Source organism: Lysobacter solisilvae, assembly GCF_016613535.2.
In the GTDB taxonomy this organism is placed as follows: domain Bacteria; phylum Pseudomonadota; class Gammaproteobacteria; order Xanthomonadales; family Xanthomonadaceae; genus Agrilutibacter; species Agrilutibacter solisilvae.
On record NZ_CP071518.1, the window covers coordinates 598683 to 615969 of the forward strand.

General features: G+C 70.0%; 13 protein-coding genes and 2 pseudogenes. 9 read left to right on the top strand and 6 right to left on the bottom strand.

Annotation, left to right across the window (positions count from 1 at the left end; all coding sequences use genetic code 11):
• Positions 1–35: 35 nt before the first annotated feature.
• Positions 36–1733 carry a M28 family metallopeptidase gene (locus tag I8J32_RS02740; protein ID WP_207526742.1) on the bottom strand — a complete coding sequence of 566 codons (1698 nt, stop codon included), beginning with the start codon at positions 1731–1733 and terminating at the stop codon, positions 36–38.
• Positions 1734–2199: 466 nt separating this feature from the next.
• Here I8J32_RS02740 and I8J32_RS02745 point away from each other — a divergent pair.
• From I8J32_RS02745 to I8J32_RS02755, 3 genes and pseudogenes are all read left to right on the top strand, one after another.
• Positions 2200–3315, top strand: a pseudogene (locus I8J32_RS02745) (PilT/PilU family type 4a pilus ATPase); the annotation flags it as partial.
• Between the two features lie 373 nt (positions 3316–3688).
• Complete coding sequence (locus I8J32_RS02750; RefSeq protein ID WP_200615345.1) at positions 3689–4045, top strand: hypothetical protein; 357 nt, start codon at positions 3689–3691, stop codon at positions 4043–4045.
• A gap of 286 nt (positions 4046–4331) precedes the next feature.
• Positions 4332–6155, top strand: a complete 1824-nt coding sequence (locus I8J32_RS02755) for a sensor domain-containing diguanylate cyclase (RefSeq protein ID WP_207526743.1) — start codon at positions 4332–4334, stop codon at positions 6153–6155.
• Positions 6156–6237: 82 nt separating this feature from the next.
• On the opposite strand, the gene I8J32_RS02760 is transcribed toward I8J32_RS02755, so the two are convergent.
• On the bottom strand, positions 6238–6801 hold the full coding sequence (locus I8J32_RS02760) for an EF-hand domain-containing protein (protein WP_200615339.1): 564 nt from the start codon (positions 6799–6801) through the stop codon (positions 6238–6240).
• Positions 6802–7122: 321 nt separating this feature from the next.
• Between I8J32_RS02760 and I8J32_RS02765 the strand changes: the two genes are divergently transcribed.
• Both I8J32_RS02765 and I8J32_RS02770 read left to right on the top strand, forming a co-directional pair.
• Positions 7123–7728, top strand: coding sequence for a DNA-3-methyladenine glycosylase (locus tag I8J32_RS02765; protein ID WP_200615337.1), 606 nt, complete (start codon positions 7123–7125; stop codon positions 7726–7728).
• 87 nt (positions 7729–7815) lie between these two features.
• Positions 7816–9342, top strand: coding sequence for an ATP-binding response regulator (locus tag I8J32_RS02770; protein ID WP_200615335.1), 1527 nt, complete (start codon positions 7816–7818; stop codon positions 9340–9342).
• Positions 9343–9734: 392 nt separating this feature from the next.
• Here the strand turns inward: I8J32_RS02770 and I8J32_RS17470 are convergent.
• Together I8J32_RS17470 and ltaE are read right to left on the bottom strand one after the other, a co-directional pair.
• Positions 9735–10229: pseudogene (locus I8J32_RS17470) on the bottom strand (pyridoxamine 5'-phosphate oxidase family protein); the annotation flags it as partial.
• 86 nt (positions 10230–10315) lie between these two features.
• On the bottom strand, positions 10316–11332 hold the full coding sequence (ltaE, locus tag I8J32_RS02780; RefSeq protein ID WP_200615332.1) for a low-specificity L-threonine aldolase: 1017 nt from the start codon (positions 11330–11332) through the stop codon (positions 10316–10318).
• 317 nt (positions 11333–11649) lie between these two features.
• On the opposite strand from ltaE, the gene I8J32_RS02785 reads away from it, so the two are divergent.
• Together I8J32_RS02785 and I8J32_RS02790 are read left to right on the top strand one after the other, a co-directional pair.
• Positions 11650–13635, top strand: coding sequence for an alpha/beta hydrolase family protein (locus tag I8J32_RS02785; RefSeq protein ID WP_200615330.1), 1986 nt, complete (start codon positions 11650–11652; stop codon positions 13633–13635).
• A 195-nt stretch (positions 13636–13830) separates the two neighbouring features.
• Entirely contained in the window at positions 13831–14736 is a 906-nt protein-coding gene (locus I8J32_RS02790) for a GAF domain-containing protein (RefSeq protein WP_200615329.1), read from the top strand.
• Between the two features lie 49 nt (positions 14737–14785).
• On the opposite strand, the gene I8J32_RS02795 is transcribed toward I8J32_RS02790, so the two are convergent.
• Positions 14786–15301 carry an EF-hand domain-containing protein gene (locus I8J32_RS02795; protein WP_200615328.1) on the bottom strand — a complete coding sequence of 172 codons (516 nt, stop codon included), beginning with the start codon at positions 15299–15301 and terminating at the stop codon, positions 14786–14788.
• A gap of 193 nt (positions 15302–15494) precedes the next feature.
• Here I8J32_RS02795 and I8J32_RS02800 point away from each other — a divergent pair, with 193 nt between their 5' ends.
• Positions 15495–16028, top strand: coding sequence for a DUF6630 family protein (locus I8J32_RS02800; RefSeq protein WP_200615327.1), 534 nt, complete (start codon positions 15495–15497; stop codon positions 16026–16028).
• A gap of 81 nt (positions 16029–16109) precedes the next feature.
• Here I8J32_RS02800 and I8J32_RS02805 read toward each other — a convergent pair whose 3' ends face one another.
• Positions 16110–16547: a hypothetical protein gene (locus I8J32_RS02805; RefSeq protein WP_200615326.1), complete on the bottom strand. Its 438-nt coding sequence runs from the start codon at positions 16545–16547 to the stop codon at positions 16110–16112.
• A 156-nt stretch (positions 16548–16703) separates the two neighbouring features.
• Here I8J32_RS02805 and I8J32_RS02810 point away from each other — a divergent pair, with 156 nt between their 5' ends.
• Entirely contained in the window at positions 16704–17216 is a 513-nt protein-coding gene (locus I8J32_RS02810) for a cupin domain-containing protein (protein ID WP_200615325.1), read from the top strand.
• Positions 17217–17287: the final 71 nt, after the last annotated feature.

The following is a 17287-nucleotide window of genomic DNA, read 5'->3' on the forward strand; positions in this document are numbered from 1 at the left end:
ACCGGCGCGCTTAGCAACGCAGGCCGGCCCCCCCCTCAGCGGCGGTCGTCCGCGCTGGCGTCGCGGGCACCGCGGAACTCGGAGTCCTCGCTCCAGTTCGGCCAGGCCTTCGAGTTGGCCAGTTCATCACCCAGCGTATAGAGGATGGACAGGTCACGCGCCAGGCCGGTGAACGGCCAGCTCGCCTCCCACTGGTCGGCCGGCTGGTGGTAGCGCTGCGCGGTGTAGGTTTCCTGGATCTTCTTGCCCGCCTCGACGCCGCCGTCCACCAGGTCGTTGCCGGTGCCGTAGGAGATGGCGGGGACGCCGCGCTTGGCGAAGGGGAAATGGTCGGACCGGAAGAAGCTGCCCGCTTCCGGACGCGTGTCGGAGGTGAAGGCGAGGTTCCACTTGGACGCCGTCGCGATCAGCCGGTCCAGCAGTTCCAGACGCGCGCTGCCGGAGATGCTGAAGTTGCGCGCCGGCCCCCAGGGACTGAAGCCGTCCATGTTGATCACGCCCACCGTCTTGCCCAGCGGATACAGCGGGCTGGAGGCGTAGTACTCCGATCCCAGCAGGCCCTTCTCCTCGGCGGTCACCGCCAGGAACAGCAGCGAGCGTTCGGGTCGCGGCTTGGCCTCGGCGAAGGCGCGGCCCAGTTCGAGCAGGGCGGCGGTGCCGGTCGCGTTGTCGACGGCGCCGTTGTAGATCGTGTCGCCCTTGGCGTCGGGCTGGCCGACGCCCAGGTGATCCCAGTGCGCGCTGTAGACGACGTGCTCGTCGGGGCGCTTGCGCCCTTCCACGCGGCCAACCACGTTCTGCGAGGTGATGACCTTGGCGTCGACGTCGTAGTCGGCGGTGAAGGTGGCGCCCTTGAGCTCCACCGGCTTGAACTCGCGCGTCTGCGCCTGCTTCTTCAACGCGGCCAGGTCCAGGCCCGCCTGCTTGAACAGGTCCGCGGCCACGTCGTACTGGATCCAGCCCTCGAGGGCAGGGTGCGAACCGGCCGGGTTCTCACGCACCACGTCGAACATGGTGTTGGTGTTGGAGTTCTTCACCGTCGCCCAGCCGTAGGAGGCCGGCGCGGTCTCATGGACGATCAGCAGCCCGGCGGCGCCCTGGCGCGCGGCTTCCTCGAACTTGTAGGTCCAGCGGCCGTAATAGGTCATGGCCTTGCCGCCGAAGTCGCCCTTGTAGGTTTCCACGTCGGACCGTTCGAAGTCGGGGTCGTTGATCAGCACCACCGCCACCTTGCCCTTCAGGTCGACGCCCTTGAAGTCGTCCCAGTTGCGCTCGGGGGCCTTCACGCCATAGCCGACGAACACCAGCGGCGCATCCTGGATGGCCACGTGCTTCTGGCCGTTGAGCGCGGCGCGCACGGCGACGTCGTCGCCCTGGGCCAGCGGGCGGGCCTTGCCGTCGCGGTTCACCGAAATCGTCGGCTGGCCGGTGATCTGCGCGCGCAGCAGCGGAACCGCCTGCGTCCAGGCGCGCTGGCCGTCCTTGAGGTCGCCGCCGGGCTGCAGGCCCGCCGCCTTCATCTGCTCGATCAGGTAGGCGACGGTCTTGGTCTCGCCTTCCTCGGCGGGGCCGCGTCCGAGGAACTCGTCGGAGGACAACACCTTGACCTTCTCGGACAGCCGCTGCGGGTCGAACGTCGGCGCATCGGCCGCATGGGCCAGGGGCAGCGCGGCGGCGATGGCGAGGGCGAGCAGCGAGGCGGCGAGGGGCAAGCGCTTGGAGGAAGGCTTCATCTTTGACCTGTACGCGAGGTGGCAGGGGCCGCGGGCAGGCCGCGGGGAGCGCCCGATCCTAGCAGCGGCGGCGTCGGACCAACGCGCACGGCTCCCCAGGCCCGGGCTGCGGCCAAACTCCGCAAGGCGGATTTCCGGGGGTTCCCGTGCGATCCGTGCGCCCGGCCTTCACGCCCCACCATGCCCGGGCCGGCCCACACTGCACCGACGGTCCCGCGCCGCGGCGTGGGGGCCGCATCACCCGTGCAGGGAGGCGCGCCATGTCCGCCATTGCGCAGGACCCAACGACCCGCGACGGAATTCTGGCGCCCCTTGCGGCACGCGCCTTGCAGCAGACCGCCTGTCATTCCCCAGCGGCATTTCGTCGCGTGGTCCGAACCCACTTCGCAGTCCGCGCACGCCGCGCACGCCAGTGCCCGCGCGTGGCTGGCACGATGCCCGCCCCCTGAACGAGCCCCGCTCCAACATGTCGACGCTAACTCCCGAACAGGCCCGTGACTACGTCCACAAACTGCTGGCCGCGATGGTGAAAGCCGGCGGTTCGGACCTGTTCATCGCCCACGACTACCCGCCCAGCATGAAGGCCCACGGCCAGATGACGCCGATGGTCGAGCAGAAGCTGACCGGCGCGGTCACCGCCAGGCTCGCGGACGCACTGATGAACGACAAGCAGCGCGACGAGTTCGCCCGCGAGATGGAATGCAACTTCGCCATCGTGGTGCCGGGCGTGTCGCGCTTCCGCGTCAACGTTTTCGTGCAGCAGGGCCAAGTCGGCATGGTGCTGCGCACGATCGCGGCGGAGATCCCCAACTTCGAGAAGCTGCGCCTGCCCGAGGTGCTCAAGGGCGTGGTGATGGAAAAGCGCGGCCTGGTCCTGGTCGTGGGCGGCACCGGCTCGGGCAAGTCGACCTCGCTGGCGGCCATGATCGACCATCGCAACCGCACGTCGGCCGGGCACATCATCACGGTCGAGGACCCGGTCGAATACGCGCATGTCTCGCAGAAGTCGCTGGTGACCCACCGCGAGGTCGGCGTCGACACGCACAGCTGGCACCACGCGCTCAAGAACACCCTGCGCCAGGCCCCGGACGTCATCCTCGTCGGCGAGATCCGCGACGCGGAGACCATGGAGCACGCGATCTCCTTCGCCGAGACCGGCCACCTGTGCCTGAGCACGCTGCATGCCAACAGCGCCAGCCAGACGATGGAACGCATCATCAACTTCTTCCCGGAAGAGCGCCGCACGCAGCTGCTGATGGACCTGTCGGCGAACCTGCGCGCGATCGTTTCCCAGCGCCTGGTCCGCACGCAGGACGGCAAGGGCCGGGTCGCCGCGATCGAGATCCTGCTCAACACGCCGACCATCGCCGAGAAGATCTTCAAGGGCGAGTTCAACGAGCTCAAGGGGATCATGAACAAGTCGCGCGAACTGGGCATGCGCACGTTCGACTGGGCCCTGTTCGAGCTTTACAACGACGATCTGATTTCCTACGAGGAGGCAATCCGCAATGCCGACTCGGCCAACGAGCTGCGCCTGAACATCAAGCTCAAGAGCCGCCGCGGGGAACCGGCCACGGCGAGCGTGACGTCGCTGTCCCTGCACCAGGAACCGACCGAAGAAGAGGTCGAGGCGATCCGCCGCGAGGAGCTGCGCCGCCAGCAGGAAAAACGCGAACAGCTGGAACTGGAACGCATGCAGGCGGCCAAGCTGCAACACACCGGCACGGGCGGCTGACGCGGCGGCCGTTGGACGGACGCCCACATGCCCCCCGCACTCACGCGCCGGAGCCGCCCGGCTTCACCCATCCGCGACCTGCCTGAGTGCCGGCCAACGGATCACCCGCGCATGCACATGATCGAGACAGCAGATTCACGCCGGACAAAGGCCGCGCTTCCTACGCTTCCATCGTCGCCCGCCCGCCCCCGCGCGCGATGCCTTCGCAAGGAGAAGGACGATGCGCAAGCCGATGCTCATAGCTCTCCTGCTGCTGGTGTCACCGGCGATCGCCGGTGCGCAGGAACCGGCGCAGGCGCCCGGCTCCGCCTCCGCGCCGACCCTGCTCCCGGCATCCACTCCGGCGGGCTCCCCGGCTCCGGCGGATACGACCGCGCGGTCGCCGGCGGCGAAACCCGCGCAGTCGGCAAGGTCAGCGGCCAGGTCGCGCAGCGTGCTCGGCCAGGCATTCGCCGATCTCACCCAGGCGGCGGAAAGCCGGCGGGCGGCCGCCACGCCGCATGCCAAGCCACAGGCTCTGGAAGGCTCGGCGCGGCCGGCACCGACGCAGGTCGCCGTCCAGGACCCTGCCCACTGAGACGGTTGCGCCCATTGAGGTCGCACCCCTCGAGCTCGCGACCCTTGAATCCAGGCCACTTGAGGTCGGGTCCATCGGGGCCGCGTCCACTGGACTGCGTTGGTGGTCCGACCTCCTGCCCACCAGATTTCCTGAAGCAGTCATCGCGCGTGGGTCGCAGCCGTCAAAGGGCTTCGCGATCCGCCGATAACCGGGCCGTGGGTCCTGCTCGGGCGCTGGCCCGGCAAATCACATGGCCGCCAGGCAACACCAAGCGGCGCGGTTGAGGGGCTCTTTCCTGGACATCGTGTATCCATCGCTGCGCAGACCCTGGCTGGACGCGCCGTTGCTCGCGGTCCTGGGCGGCGTGGCCGCGTGGGTGACGCTGCGTCTGGCGACCGGCAACGATGCGTTGTCCGCGGTGTGGATCGGCAACGGGCTGCTCACCGGCTGGCTGCTGTCGCGCCCGACGCAGCTGTGGGCGCGCTATCTGGGTGTGGGATTCGGCGCGGAGCTGCTTGCCCGCGTGGTGTCCGGCGACGCGGGTCTGCACGCCGTCGCGCTCGGGGCCTGCGACCTGGTCGAGGTGGTGATCGTCGCCGGCACGATCCGCCGCCTCGTGCCCGACATCGGCGCGCGCGAGCGCTGGATGCCGCTGGCCGGCATCGCCACGGCCAGCACGCTGGTGGCGTGCGCGGTCTCCGGTGTGCTGGCTGCGGCGTTCGCCTGGTGGGTCCACGGCAGCGACGTCGTGGGCTACCTGCTGGCCTGGTACTCCTCGCACGTGGTCGGCATGGTGATCTTCGCCACCTCCACCGTGGTGGTGCAGCACAGCGGCATCCGCTTCCTGGTCGCACGCCGGCACCGGCGGGCATTCGCGCTCAACATGCTGCTGGTCGCGCTGCTGACCGCCGTGGTGTTCGCCCTGCCCTACCCGCTGTTGTTCCTGACCTTCCCACCCCTGCTGCTGGGTGCGTTCCGCCATCGCCTCGCCGGCGTCACCGTCGGCATCTGCCTGGTGACGGTGATCGCCAGCGCGGCCACCGCGATGGGCTACGGTCCGCTCGGGCTGGTCGACGGCCTGGGCAGCACCGGCCGCATCGCCCTGCTGCAGCTCTACATCGCCGCGGCCTGCCTGATCACGATGCCGCTGGCGCTGATCATGGCCGAACGACGGCGGCTGGCCGAGCACGTGCGCGTCAGCGAACAGCGCTACCGCATGCTGGCGGACTATTCGCACGACGTGGTCATGCGCCTGCGCGCCGATGGCGAGCGCCTGTACGTGTCCCCTTCTGCGCACGACGTGCTCGGCTGGGATCCCGGACAACTGCTGGGGGCGCGCTGGGATCTGCTTCATCCCGACGACCGGGGCGCCGCGCTGGACGCGATCGGCGAGGTCATTTCCCTCAACACGCCGCAGACCGCCGTGTACCGGATCCGCCATCGCGACGGCCACTATGTCTGGGTGGAAGCGGTGATGCGGCCAATCCCCAGCGACGATGGACGCGGCATGGAAGTGATCTCGGCCGGCCGCGACATCAGCCGCCGGGTCGCCGCCGAGCAGGCACTTGCCGACAGCCGCGACGAACTGGAACGGTTGGCGCGCGTGGACGTGCTGACGGGCCTGGCCAATCGCCGGCAACTCGACGAACGCTTCGACCTGGCGCTCAAGCGGCTGCAGCGCCATGGGCCGCCGATCGCGCTGATGTTCCTGGACGTGGACCGCTTCAAGCACATCAATGACACCTGGGGCCACGCCGTGGGTGACACCGTGCTGCGGACCTTCGCCCAACGCCTGCGTGAATGCACCCGGGCCAGCGATCTGATCGCGCGGCTGGGCGGCGACGAGTTCGTGGTGCTGATCGAGGACGCGATGCTCCCCGGGTCGGCCGAAGCCATCGCCGGCAAGCTGATCGCGACCATGGGCGCGCCCGTGCTGATCGAGGGCGCCTCGCTGCATGTCACCACCAGCATCGGCATCGCCTATGCCAGCCGGCCGGCGGAAGCGACCACCCTGATGACGGCCGCCGACGCGGCCCTGTACGACGCCAAGAAAGCGGGTCGCAATACCTGGCGGATGCGCGGCGTGGACCCGCCGGCGCCGGGACTGAGCGTGGTGCACGGGCAGTAGGCCGCTCTGGACACCGCTACCTGCGCCAGCAGGCCCGGCCGCAACTCCTGCCGGAGCCAGTGTGCCGGTGAGGCAGCGCGGACTACGGGATCGTGGGCGTCGGCACCGACCAGGGGGACTTCAGTTCGTCCCGGCCGATTATGTCGTCGTCGTTGGTGTCGATATCGCCGAAGCTCTTCTCCACCGCGTTCTCGTGTTCCTCGAGCGAAAGGACGCCATCCTCGTTGGTATCGCGCAGGGCGATCTTCTGCGCGGTGGACATCTCGCCGTCCGCCTGCGGATCGACCTCTTCCATCTCTTCGGCGGTGACGTTGCCGTTGCTGTCGTCATCCATCGCGTCGAATTCGGCACGTGCCTCGGCCCGGTATTCGTCCAGGCTCAGCTGGTCATTGCGGTCACGGTCCCAGGAGGAAAAGCGCTCACTGACGCTCGCCGACGATTGGGCGCTGGCCGGACCGACGGCTACCGCAGCCGTGACGGCCAGTGCGAGCGTGCTGGCCCAGACCGCGTGCGCCAGCAGGGTGAAGCGGGCCTGGCGATCGGCTTCGCGCTGCGCTTCCCGCCGGGCCAAGGCGCGGGCCTGCGCCTGGGCGTGCGCGTGGACGATACGGGGGTGTGCATACACGGGCGCGGCGACGCGGTTCATGGCGGTACTCCAGTGCGCATCTGTCGGGGCTGCGAGGCGAGCGTGCCGCGCACGCGGTGATGCGCCCATCAACGCGGGCAGGCCGTGTTGCCGGTCGGTTCAGCTGGCGCCGGCGCTACGGGCGGCGATCGTGCGGCGCGGCCACTGCAGCGCACGCCGGGCGGGGTAGTGTCCGGGACGCCAGGGCATGCGCGCTGGCCGATTCACAGCCGTCGCAAGATCTCTCGCGCAATGGCGGCGCCGCTTGCCCGACGAACGCGCGGAACCGGTGTTCACCGCGCCGCGACGCAATACCTCGCGCGCTACGCATAGACTCCCCGCATGCCTGGACGCGCCCGCCCCCTGCCGCGAGCCTTCTATCGCCGCGAGACCACACACGTTGCGCGCGAACTGCTCAACAAGGTCCTGCGCATGCCCGATGGCCGCGCGGGGCGGATCGTCGAGGTCGAGGCGTATTGCGCCGGCGTGGACCCTGCCGCGCACACGTACCGGGGCCAGACGGCGCGCAACGCCACCATGTTCGGCGAGCCCGGGCACATGTATGTGTATTTCACTTACGGCATGCACTGGTGCGCCAACGCCGTGGCCTGGCACGGCGTGCCCGGTGCCGGCGTCCTCATCCGCGCGCTCGAACCGCTGCGGGGCCTGCCGGCGATGTACGAAGCCCGCGGCGGCGTTTCCGAACGGCTGCTGTGCAGCGGGCCGGCGCGCTTGACCCAGGCGCTGGGCATCACCGGTGCGCAGGATGGCGCGGACCTGGTGCGCGGCGACGGGCCGCGCATCCTCGACGATGGCACGCCGCCCCCCCTGCACCCGGTGTCCACGCCCCGCGTCGGCATCCGCGTGGGCACTGATCGGCTGTGGCGCTGGTACGTCCCCGCCAATCCGCATGTCTCCGCGGCGCGCGTGCAATCGGTGCAGGAGTAACGTCTCCCCTACGCCCGGCAGGGCCTCATGCCACCCTCGCGAGCGGATGAATCCCCCCTCACGTCGCCGTCGATAGTCTGATTGGATATGCCTGCAGATCGCCGCGCCTGGCTGCGTTACCTGGCTCCACCTCTGGCGATGGCGGTGGCGCTACTGGTGCGCCTGGTCTTCCTGCCGTCCCTGTTCGTCGACGCCACCTTCCTGCCCCTGTTCATGGCGGTGCTGTTCTGCGCATGGCTGGGCGGCCTCGGGCCCGGACTGGCGGCGCTCGGGCTGGGCGTGGTCGGCGCGGCCATGTGGCTTTTCGAGCCGGTGGGCGCGATGTCAGTCCACAGTCCACGCCACCTGTGGCAGATGGTCCTGTTCGTGGTGTTTGCTCTGGCCATCGTGCTGGCCTGCGAATCGCTGCACCGCGAACGCCGGCGTGCCCAGGCGCTGCGCGGCAGCATCCAGGACCTGGAAACCGTGCAGTCGCAGCTGCGCACCCTGGCCGCGCACCTGTCGGAGACGCACCGGCGCAAGGACGAGTTCCTGGCCACGCTCGCGCACGAACTGCGCAACCCGCTGGCGCCCATCCGCAACAGCCTGGAACTGCTGCGCATGGACGACGATCCCGCGCACCGGGAGCAGGCGCGCCAGACCATGGAGCGGCAACTCATCCACCTGGTGCGGCTGGTCGACGACCTGCTTGATGTCAGCCGGATCACCCGCGACAAGCTGCCGCTGCGGCGCGAAGTGGTGTCGCTCGACGGCGTGGTGCGCAACGTGGTGGAGTCCGCGCGGCCGCAGTTCCAGGCCATGGGACACACACTGGAAGTCGTGCTTCCCGACGCGCCGGTCCACCTGCACGCCGACCCCGTCCGTCTCGCCCAGGTGCTGGGCAACCTGCTCCACAACGCCGGCAAGTTCACCCCGGCGGGCGGGCACATCCGGTTGGAAGCCACGGCGTTGCGCGAGACGGTGACCCTGACCGTGACCGACAACGGCATCGGCGTTTCCGCCGGGCTGAAGGATCGTGTGTTCGAGATGTTCCGCCAGGGCGACGCATCGCTCGAACGCGCGCACGGCGGCCTGGGCATCGGGCTTAGCCTGGCGCAGCGGCTGGTGGAACTGCACGGCGGGGAGATCGCGCTGGACAGTGACGGCCCCGGGCGGGGCACCCGCGTCAGTGTGCGGCTGCCCACCGTGCCCGCGTCGTCTGCCGCGTCCGCCCCGCCGGCCGAACCGGTGCCGTCGCCCGAACCGCGCCAGCGCCGGCGCGTGCTGGTGGCCGACGACAACGCCGACGCAGCCGATTCGGTGGCGATGATGCTGCAGCTGCTCGGCCACGAAACCCTGGTGGCGCGCGATGGCCTGGCCGCGGTGGCGCTGGCCGAGCGCGAACGCGTCGACCTCGTCCTGCTGGACATCGGCATGCCCGGCCTCAATGGATTCGAGGTCTGTCGCCGGCTGCGTGCGCTGTCATGGGGGCCTTCGCTGCGCATCGTCGCGGTGACGGGCTGGGGACATGCCAGCGATCGCGAACTCTCGCGCGAGGCGGGCTTCGACGAACATCTGGTCAAGCCGATGAATCCGGCCCAGTTGCGGCGCCTGCTGGAGCACTGGCCGGATTAGATCCGGTCAGTGCCGGCCGCACGTAACCACGCCCGTCGCCCGGCGGGCATGGCCCGGGAGGGAAGCTAGCGTTTCGCTGCCGTCCTGCTGCGTGCGGTTTTCTTGGATGCGGCCTTCCTCGTGACCGATTTCCTGGCGGCCGCCTGCTCCGTCGCTGCCTTCCTCGTGGCCGCCTTCTTCGTAGCCGTCTTCTTCGTAGCCGTCTTCTTCGTCGCCGTCTTCTTCGTCGCCGCCTTCCTCGTGGCCGCCTTCTTAGTCGCCGTCTTCTTCGCAGCCGCCTTCCCGGTGACCGCGGTGCCCGCGCGGCGTGTCAGCGTCTTCCTGGCGGCAGCCTTCGCGCCCGGACCGGCGTCCTTGTGCGATGGCGGCAGCCGCGAGCGTCGCCCGCCTGCCTTCAGGTCGAGCAGGCGGTTCTCGCCCATGACCTCCTCGTCGCGGGTCACCCGGGCGATGACGAAGCTCACCAGCTTGCCCAGCGCCGAGGACGGCCCGTCCCAGTACTCCACCGTGCTCACGCGCACTTCCAGCAGCGCCAGGTTGGGATCCGTGCGGCCGCGGGGAAAGTACGCCTTGAGCGCGTCGCTCCACATCGAATCGATCCTGGCCTGATCGCGGAATACCCGCGCACGGCCGGCCACCGACAGGTAGGTGTTCTTCTGCGTCGAGGCGTAGGCGACGTTCACCTTGGCGTGGCGGGCGATCTCCTCCACCTTCGGACTGTCGGCCTGGATGAAGAACCAGATGCGCTCGCCGTCGAACTCCGCGGTCTGGGTCGACAGGGGCCGACTGACCAGGTAGCCGTCGGGCCCCACGGTGGTGAACATCGCGATGTCGATGCCCTTCATCAGGGCGACGATCTGCTGCGTCTGCTTGCTGGCGCTGGCCATGCATGAGCCTCCGTCGTGCGGGAGGCGCCAGTGTCAGGACGCGCGCGGCGATGCGACGTGAAGGCGCGCCGCGCGCAGCGGCTGCGTCAGCCCTTCGCGAAACGCGTGAACGCGGCCACCGTCCGCGCGACGGCATGGTCGTCCACGTCCAGGTGCGTCACCAGGCGCAGGCGGGTGCCGTAGCCGGCGGCGATGCGGATGCCCTCCGCCTCCAGGCGATCCTTGAGCACGGCGACGCGGCCATCGGCCAGGTCCAGGAACACCATGTTGGTGTGCTGGGCCACGACCTCGATGCCGGGAAGGCCGCGCAGCCCCTGCGCCAGCTCGGCGGCGCGTCGATGGTCGTCGGCCAGCCTCGCGACATGGTGATCCAGCGCGTACAGACCGGCAGCGGCCAGCATGCCCGCCTGCCGCATGCCACCGCCGGCGACCTTGCGCCAACGTCGCGCCTCTTCGATCAGGCCGCGCGGGCCCAGCAGCACCGAACCCACCGGCGCTCCCAGGCCCTTGGACAGGCAGACGCTCACGCTGTCGAACAGGCCGGCAATGTTCCGCACCGGCACAGCCTGCGCCACCGCCGCGTTGTACACGCGCGCGCCGTCCAAGTGCAGGGACAGGCCACGGCGATCGCATAGCGAACGCGCCGCTTCCAGGTAGTCGTGCGGCAGCGGGCGGCCATGCCAGGTGTTCTCCAGGCACAGCAGCCGTGTGCGGGCGAAATGCGGGTCGTGGGGCTTGATCGCCTGCTCGACCGTTTCCAGCGACAGCGTGCCGTCGGCGGCGTGCGGCAGCGGCTGCGGCTGGATCGATCCGAACACGGCCGCGCCGCCGCCCTCGTACTTGTAGGTATGTGCATCCATGCCCACGAGGTATTCGTCACCGCGCTGGCAATGCGAGAGCAGCGCCAGCAGGTTGGCCTGGGTGCCACTGGGCGCGAACAGCCCTGCCTGGAAACCCAGTTCATCCGCCAGACGCTGCTGCAGCGCATTGACCGTGGGGTCCTCGCCATACACGTCGTCGCCCACATCCGCTCGCAGCATCGCCTCGCGCATCGCGGGCGTGGGACGCGTGACGGTATCGCTGCGCAGGTCGATCGGTTGCATGTGCGGATCCATGGGGATGTGGCCTCAGGATAGCGTCCCGCACGGGGCGGGCACTGCGCGTGCGGGAAGCGGGCCTTCCGGTGAGCTGGCAGGGCCGATCACTGCATCGGTGGGGCGCAGGCTGCGTATCAGCACGGGGCAGTGGCTTCGAACACGCACTGGGCCAAGTCGGCGCGGACACGGGACATGGGGAAAGTCCGGAAGCTGAACAGAACCGTCACTCTGGCCACCTCTTGCGGCCAAGCTCCCCGTCGGTGGGACCGGTAAACTGCGCGCCGCGCGGCCGCGGGCCGCGGGGGATTCTCCAAGGGGATGCAATGAACAAGTGGTGGGGCTGGGCACTGGCTGCCCTGGTCGCGGTGGCGCTGCCGGCACGCGCGGACGTGGACCTGGAGCAGTACCTGCGGCGCGAAGGATTCATCCGCGTCAAGATTTCGCCCGATGGCCTGCACTACGCCGCTACGGTGCATTGGCAGGACCGCATCGGCCTGGTGGTGATGCGCCGCTCGGACCAGAAGATCGTTTCCAGTGCCGTGGGCGACAAGGGCTCGGAGATCGAATCGTTCTGGTGGGCCAACAGCGAGCGGGTGGTGCTGTCCACCGCCGAGAGCCTGGGCAGCCGTGACCAGCCCTACAGCACCGGCCAGTTGTTCGCGCTGGGGCTGGACAGCGATCGGCTCAAGCCGCTGACCAGCCCGGTTTCGAAGCTGCAGCTGGCCAAGAACGACAGCAAGTCCGGCTGGCAGGTGGCGACGATGATCGACACGCTGCCCGCCGATCCGCGCCACGTGCTGGTCGCGATGTGGGATGCCACCGACACCAATCCCAAGACCCACGTCGACAGCGTCGACGTCTACAGCGGAAGCCACAAGCGCGTGGCGACGGCGCCCACCCGCGCCGCAACCTTCGCCACCGATACCCAGGGCGAGGTGCGCTTCGCCGTCGGCCACGACAAGGACAACTTCAGCGAGCTGTACTACCGCCAGGACCCCCAGAGCGAGTGGCGGCTGATCAACTCGCAGGCCGAATCGGGCCGGATCGAGACGCCGCTGGGCTTTGCGCGCGACGGCGTCACCGCCTACCTGCAGGTCACCCAGCCCAGTGGGCCGGACGCCATCGTGGCCTTCAACACCGCCTCCGGCGAGCGCAAGGAGGTGCTGCGCCACGCCAGCGCCGATCCGCTGGATGTGGTTTACGACAGCGACGAGCGGACCGTGATCGGCGCGCACTACATGGCCGACACCGTCACCACGAAACTGATCGACGAGACCTCGACCACGGCGCGCCTCCAGCGCGCGCTCGAGCGGGCCTTCCCGGGGTCGGCCGTGCAGATCACGTCGTTCACCCAGGACGGTGGGCTGGCGCTGGTGCAGGTATGGAACGACCGCACCCACGACACCTACCTGTTCGACACCAAGACCATGGCGGCCGCGCCGGTGCTGGCGCAGCGGCCCTGGATGGATCGCGCCCGGCTGGCGCCCTCGCGCCAGGTCGAACTGACCGCGCGCGACGGCATGAAGCTCTACGGCTATCTCACCCTGCCCCGCGGCGCCACGGCGTCCCAGCCGTTACCCATGGTGGTGATGCCCCACGGCGGCCCCTACGGCATCTTCGACCGCTGGAGCTACGACGACGACACCCAGCTGCTGGCCGACGCGGGCTATGCCGTGCTGCGGCTGAACTTCCGCGGTTCGGGCAACCACGGCCGCAGCTACCAGGTCGCCGGCGCGCGCGAATGGGGCGGCAAGATGCAGGACGACGTCACCGACGCCACGCGATGGGCGATCGACCAGAAGATCGCCGACCCGTCGAAGATCTGCATCTATGGCGCCAGCTACGGCGGCTACGCCGCGCTGATGGGCGTGGCGCGCGAGCCGGCGCTGTATCGCTGCGCCGCGGGCTATGTCGGCGTGTACGACCTGGAAGCCATGCACCGCCAGGACTCGCGTGATTCCCGCTACCTGCGGCTTTTCATGGAGGACTGGGTGGGCGAACGCTCGAGCCTGGATGCACGCTCACCGGTGCTGCTGGCCGACCGCATCAAGGTGCCGGTACTGCTGGCCGCCGGCGGCGAGGACCGCGTCGCGCCCATCGCGCACAGCCAGAAGATGGAGCTGGCGCTGCACAAGGCCGGCGTGCCCGTGGAGACGCTGTACTTCGACACCGAGGGCCATGGCTTCTACGCGCAGGAGCACCAGCGCGAGTTCTACGTGCGCCTGCTCGACTTCCTGGGCAGGCACCTTGGCGGCGCACGCGCGGCCGCGGCCGGCACTTCAGGCGCCAAGGGCAAGCCCGGGCGCTGATCGTCCCGTCCAGCGGCCGTGCGCCACGCCGCTGGCGGGCCGTCGCAGGAGGGGCGATTGCAGGCGCATGCGGCCGGTCGCCAACGGGCCGCTCGCGCGACCGTCCACAAGGCCGGCGGAGCCCGGCCTTGATTTCGCGTACACCGGCGGCATCGACACTGGAGTGGGTCCTTCCGCCCCGCCATCCCCCGCCTCATGACCGCTGCTCCGGAATTCGAACGCCAGCGCGCGCTGGATACCTATCGCATCGTCGACACGCTGCCCGAGGCGGCGTACGAGGACATCGTCCGCCTCGCCGCCGCCATCTGCGGCGTGCCCATCGCCCTGGTGTCGCTGATCGATCGTGACCGTCAGTGGTTCAAGGCCCGCGTCGGCGTGGACCTGGCCGAGACGCCACGCGACGAGGCCGTCTGCAACCACGCCATCGGCACGCCGGAAGCCTTGCTGGAAGTCGCCGACCTGGCGCGGGATCCGCGCTTCGCGCACTTCCCGGTGGTCACCGGGCCGATTGGCGCGCGCTTCTACGCCGGCATGCCGCTGGTAACACCGGGGGGCGCCGCGATCGGTACGGTCTGCGTGATCGACCGCGAGCCGCGCGTGCTCTCCGACGACCAGCGCGGCGCGCTGGAGTCACTCGCCCGCCTGACCGTCAACCTGCTGGAAGGCCGCCAGCGCGAGCACGTGCTGGAACGCGCCACCTTCATGAGCCGGGGCGCCTTGCATGCACCCGCTGCGGCGCCGCCGGGATTCACCGTGGCGCTGTTCGAGCTGCAGGGCTACGCGGAATTGGCCACGCAGCGTGGCGAGCGCGGCGCCGAGCAACTGCTGGCGCAACTGGATCGCGCGCTGGAATCACGCCTGCAGGCCAGCCTCGGCGACACCCTCAACCGCTGCACCGGCAGCGCCGAGTTCGTCGCCGTGCTCCACGGGGACGCGGCGTCGACCCTGCGCCAGCTGCGCGAGGCCGCCGACCACGAACAGGGCCGCCACGGCGTGCGCATCTGCAGCGCCGCGGCCGAGGCGGTGGACGCCGCGGAACCGCTGGAGCAGGTGTTCCTGCGTGCCGATCGCGCGCTGAGCCAGGCCAGGCAGGCCGGCTGAGTCCGCGAAGGCAGGCCGGCCCCCGACGCGCGCCGGGGCAGGCGTGCCGTCAGCTGTCCCGGGCCGCTTCCAGCTTGGCCAACACGGCCATGAATTCCTCGCGCACCAGCCGCGTGTCGGCATCGGTGTCGTACTGGTCGAACACCAGGCGGGTTGCCGCGTCATGTTCCCGGGTATCCAGCACGCCGTCGTGGTTGCCATCCACCTGCGCGAGCCGGGCCGCGGTGTCGGTCGGCGGCGTGTCGAGCAGCGTTTCGCGCTCGCTCTCCATTTCCTGCACGGTCACGGCGCCGTCGCCGTCGCGATCCATGCGCGAGAACATCACGGCGGCCGCGATCGCGTGTTCGCTGCGGGCGATCACGCCGTCGCCGTCGCGATCCAGCCGATGCAGCAGCGCCTCCCAGGCTGTCTGCTGCGCCGCTGTCAGCGCCGGCGCGGCGGCCCCGGTCGGGGCAGGCACGGGTTCGGCCGCCGGCACGGTCACCGCCGCGGGCGCGGGTTCCCGCGAACAGCCGCCCAGGATGAGCATGAAGGACAGTGCGCAGATGGCGACGCGACCAGGCATGACGACCTCCGGAATCCAGGACGCCGAGCGTGGGCAGCGTGTGGCCCCCTGTCAATCGGCTGGCGACGCTCGCCGGATCCGTCCATCGGCCAGCCGGCGGCCACGACGGCCGCTGCGCGTGTCCGGCCACACACGGGATGACACCCGGCCCCGCGCGGCGCACGCTAGGGCCTGACCATCGATTGGCGCCGCCATGTCCCTGCCCGACGAATACGATCCCGACGACAACTTCGCCCATGCCTTCGGCGCGGACGCCGACATCGACGAGGAAGCCGCGCTCGAGGCGCTGGTCTGGCAACTGCTGCTGCTGATCAATCCCGGCGACGAGGACGCGGCGCTGCAGCAGTTCGCCGCCTTCCGCGAGGCCCTGGCCGAACGCGGCGATGCCGATGCGCAGGACCTGCTGCGCGAGGCCATCGACTGGAAGTCCGGCTTCTTCGTCCACGAGGACGACCCGCGTGCGCTGGTGGAAAGCCTGGACGAGCTGTCGTCGCGCTGGAACCTGCGCATCGTCTGGGACGAAGACGAGGAGACCCTGGACAGGGCGGAGGTACCCGCGCTGCTGCACACCGCCTACGACCGGCTGCGCGAATACCACTACACGCTGTGGACCTGGGAGACCGGCACCGATCATCACGCCGGCTGGATCACCCGCCAGCAGGACGATGAAGCGCTCCGGCTGGTTGCCGGCGCGCTGGGTTTCCATGTCCGCACCGGCGCCGGTTGAAACCGCGCGGGTCGAACCGCACTGACATGAGCCGCGCTGACGTTGAGCCGCGCGGCTCCTGAGGCGCGCGAAGGCGCCGGCTCAGCGCGTCTTGACGTCGGCGACCGAGACGACCTTCAGCGAAGGACCATTCGCGTCCGCGGCCGCCAGGACGCCGGTGACCCGCGCCTCGATGCCGCCGTTGCCGCCGGCTGCGGTACGCGCATCCACGGCGCGCAGCAGCGCGGCGATATCCGGCTGTTCCGCGGCGGCCGGATCGATGGCCAGCCGCAGGCTGACCGGCGGTTCGACGGCCTGCGTGAGCACCAGCTGCGAACGCGTGGCGCCGTTCACATGCCCGCAGACCGTGACCGATTGGCCCGCCAGCGTCGCGGCCTGTCCCATCAGCTCCGTGACGCTGTGGCAGGGCGCACCGGGCGTGGACTGCATGCAGCCGGCGCCAGTCACCGCCAGCAACAGCAGCAGAAGGCGCGCGGCGCCTGTTCGATAAACACCATTCACGTCGACACCTGCGGCCACCAGTCCATGGGACACACAGCTTAGGCCCCCCGCGTCCTGGGCACCATCGCCACGGCGCGCGACGGGCTCGCGCCGTCTTAACCCGCCAGGGCAACAATGCCCTGGCCCGTCGCGTCGGCGCCCGCCCGCGCGAGGCGTTCCCCGGAGACCGCGTCGATGAAGAATCTCACTCCGCTGGCGCTATACCTCACCGCCCTGCTCCCCGTCGCACTGATCGCCGCACCGCCCGAGCATGCCGGGCACGCCATGGCGCCGTCTGCCCAGCATGTGATGGTGAAAGCGGCGGAGGTGAAGTGGGGCGCCGCCCCGCCCGCACTGGAGCCTGCCGCGCAGGCCGCGGTGCTCGCCGGCGACCCGGGCCAGGCCGATGGCCTGTTCGTCCTGCGCCTGAAGGCGCCGGCCGGCTTCGTCATCGCCCGCCACTGGCATCCCACCGACGAACACGTGACGGTGATGGAGGGCGACCTCACCCTGGAAATGGGCGACGGCGCCAACCGCCACTCCGCCACGTTCGGTCCCGGCGACTACGTGCTGCTGCCGGCGCACATGCACCACCGGGCGTCCACGCGCGGCGGGATGGTCGTGCAGGTCCACGGCAAGGGTCCGTTCGAGATCAACTACGTCGACCCGAAGGACGACCCGCGCAAGCGCGCGCCCGCCGCACCCTGAAGCCGCCGCGACATCCGCCATGGTGCAGCCGCTTGCCTGCCTGCGGCAGGGCAGGCGTATGCTGCGCGCAG

Coding starts and splice junctions, on each gene's coding strand:
- I8J32_RS02760 (WP_200615339.1), bottom strand. CDS start 6,801: ATGAACCGCGTCGCCGCGCCCGTGTATGCACACCCCCGTATCGTCCAC.
- I8J32_RS02785 (WP_200615330.1), top strand. CDS start 11,650: ATGAACAAGTGGTGGGGCTGGGCACTGGCTGCCCTGGTCGCGGTGGCG.
- I8J32_RS02770 (WP_200615335.1), top strand. CDS start 7,816: ATGCCTGCAGATCGCCGCGCCTGGCTGCGTTACCTGGCTCCACCTCTG.
- I8J32_RS02810 (WP_200615325.1), top strand. CDS start 16,704: ATGAAGAATCTCACTCCGCTGGCGCTATACCTCACCGCCCTGCTCCCC.
- I8J32_RS02800 (WP_200615327.1), top strand. CDS start 15,495: ATGTCCCTGCCCGACGAATACGATCCCGACGACAACTTCGCCCATGCC.
- ltaE (WP_200615332.1), bottom strand. CDS start 11,332: ATGCAACCGATCGACCTGCGCAGCGATACCGTCACGCGTCCCACGCCC.
- I8J32_RS02750 (WP_200615345.1), top strand. CDS start 3,689: ATGCGCAAGCCGATGCTCATAGCTCTCCTGCTGCTGGTGTCACCGGCG.
- I8J32_RS02740 (WP_207526742.1), bottom strand. CDS start 1,733: ATGAAGCCTTCCTCCAAGCGCTTGCCCCTCGCCGCCTCGCTGCTCGCC.
- I8J32_RS02765 (WP_200615337.1), top strand. CDS start 7,123: ATGCCTGGACGCGCCCGCCCCCTGCCGCGAGCCTTCTATCGCCGCGAG.
- I8J32_RS02790 (WP_200615329.1), top strand. CDS start 13,831: ATGACCGCTGCTCCGGAATTCGAACGCCAGCGCGCGCTGGATACCTAT.
- I8J32_RS02795 (WP_200615328.1), bottom strand. CDS start 15,301: ATGCCTGGTCGCGTCGCCATCTGCGCACTGTCCTTCATGCTCATCCTG.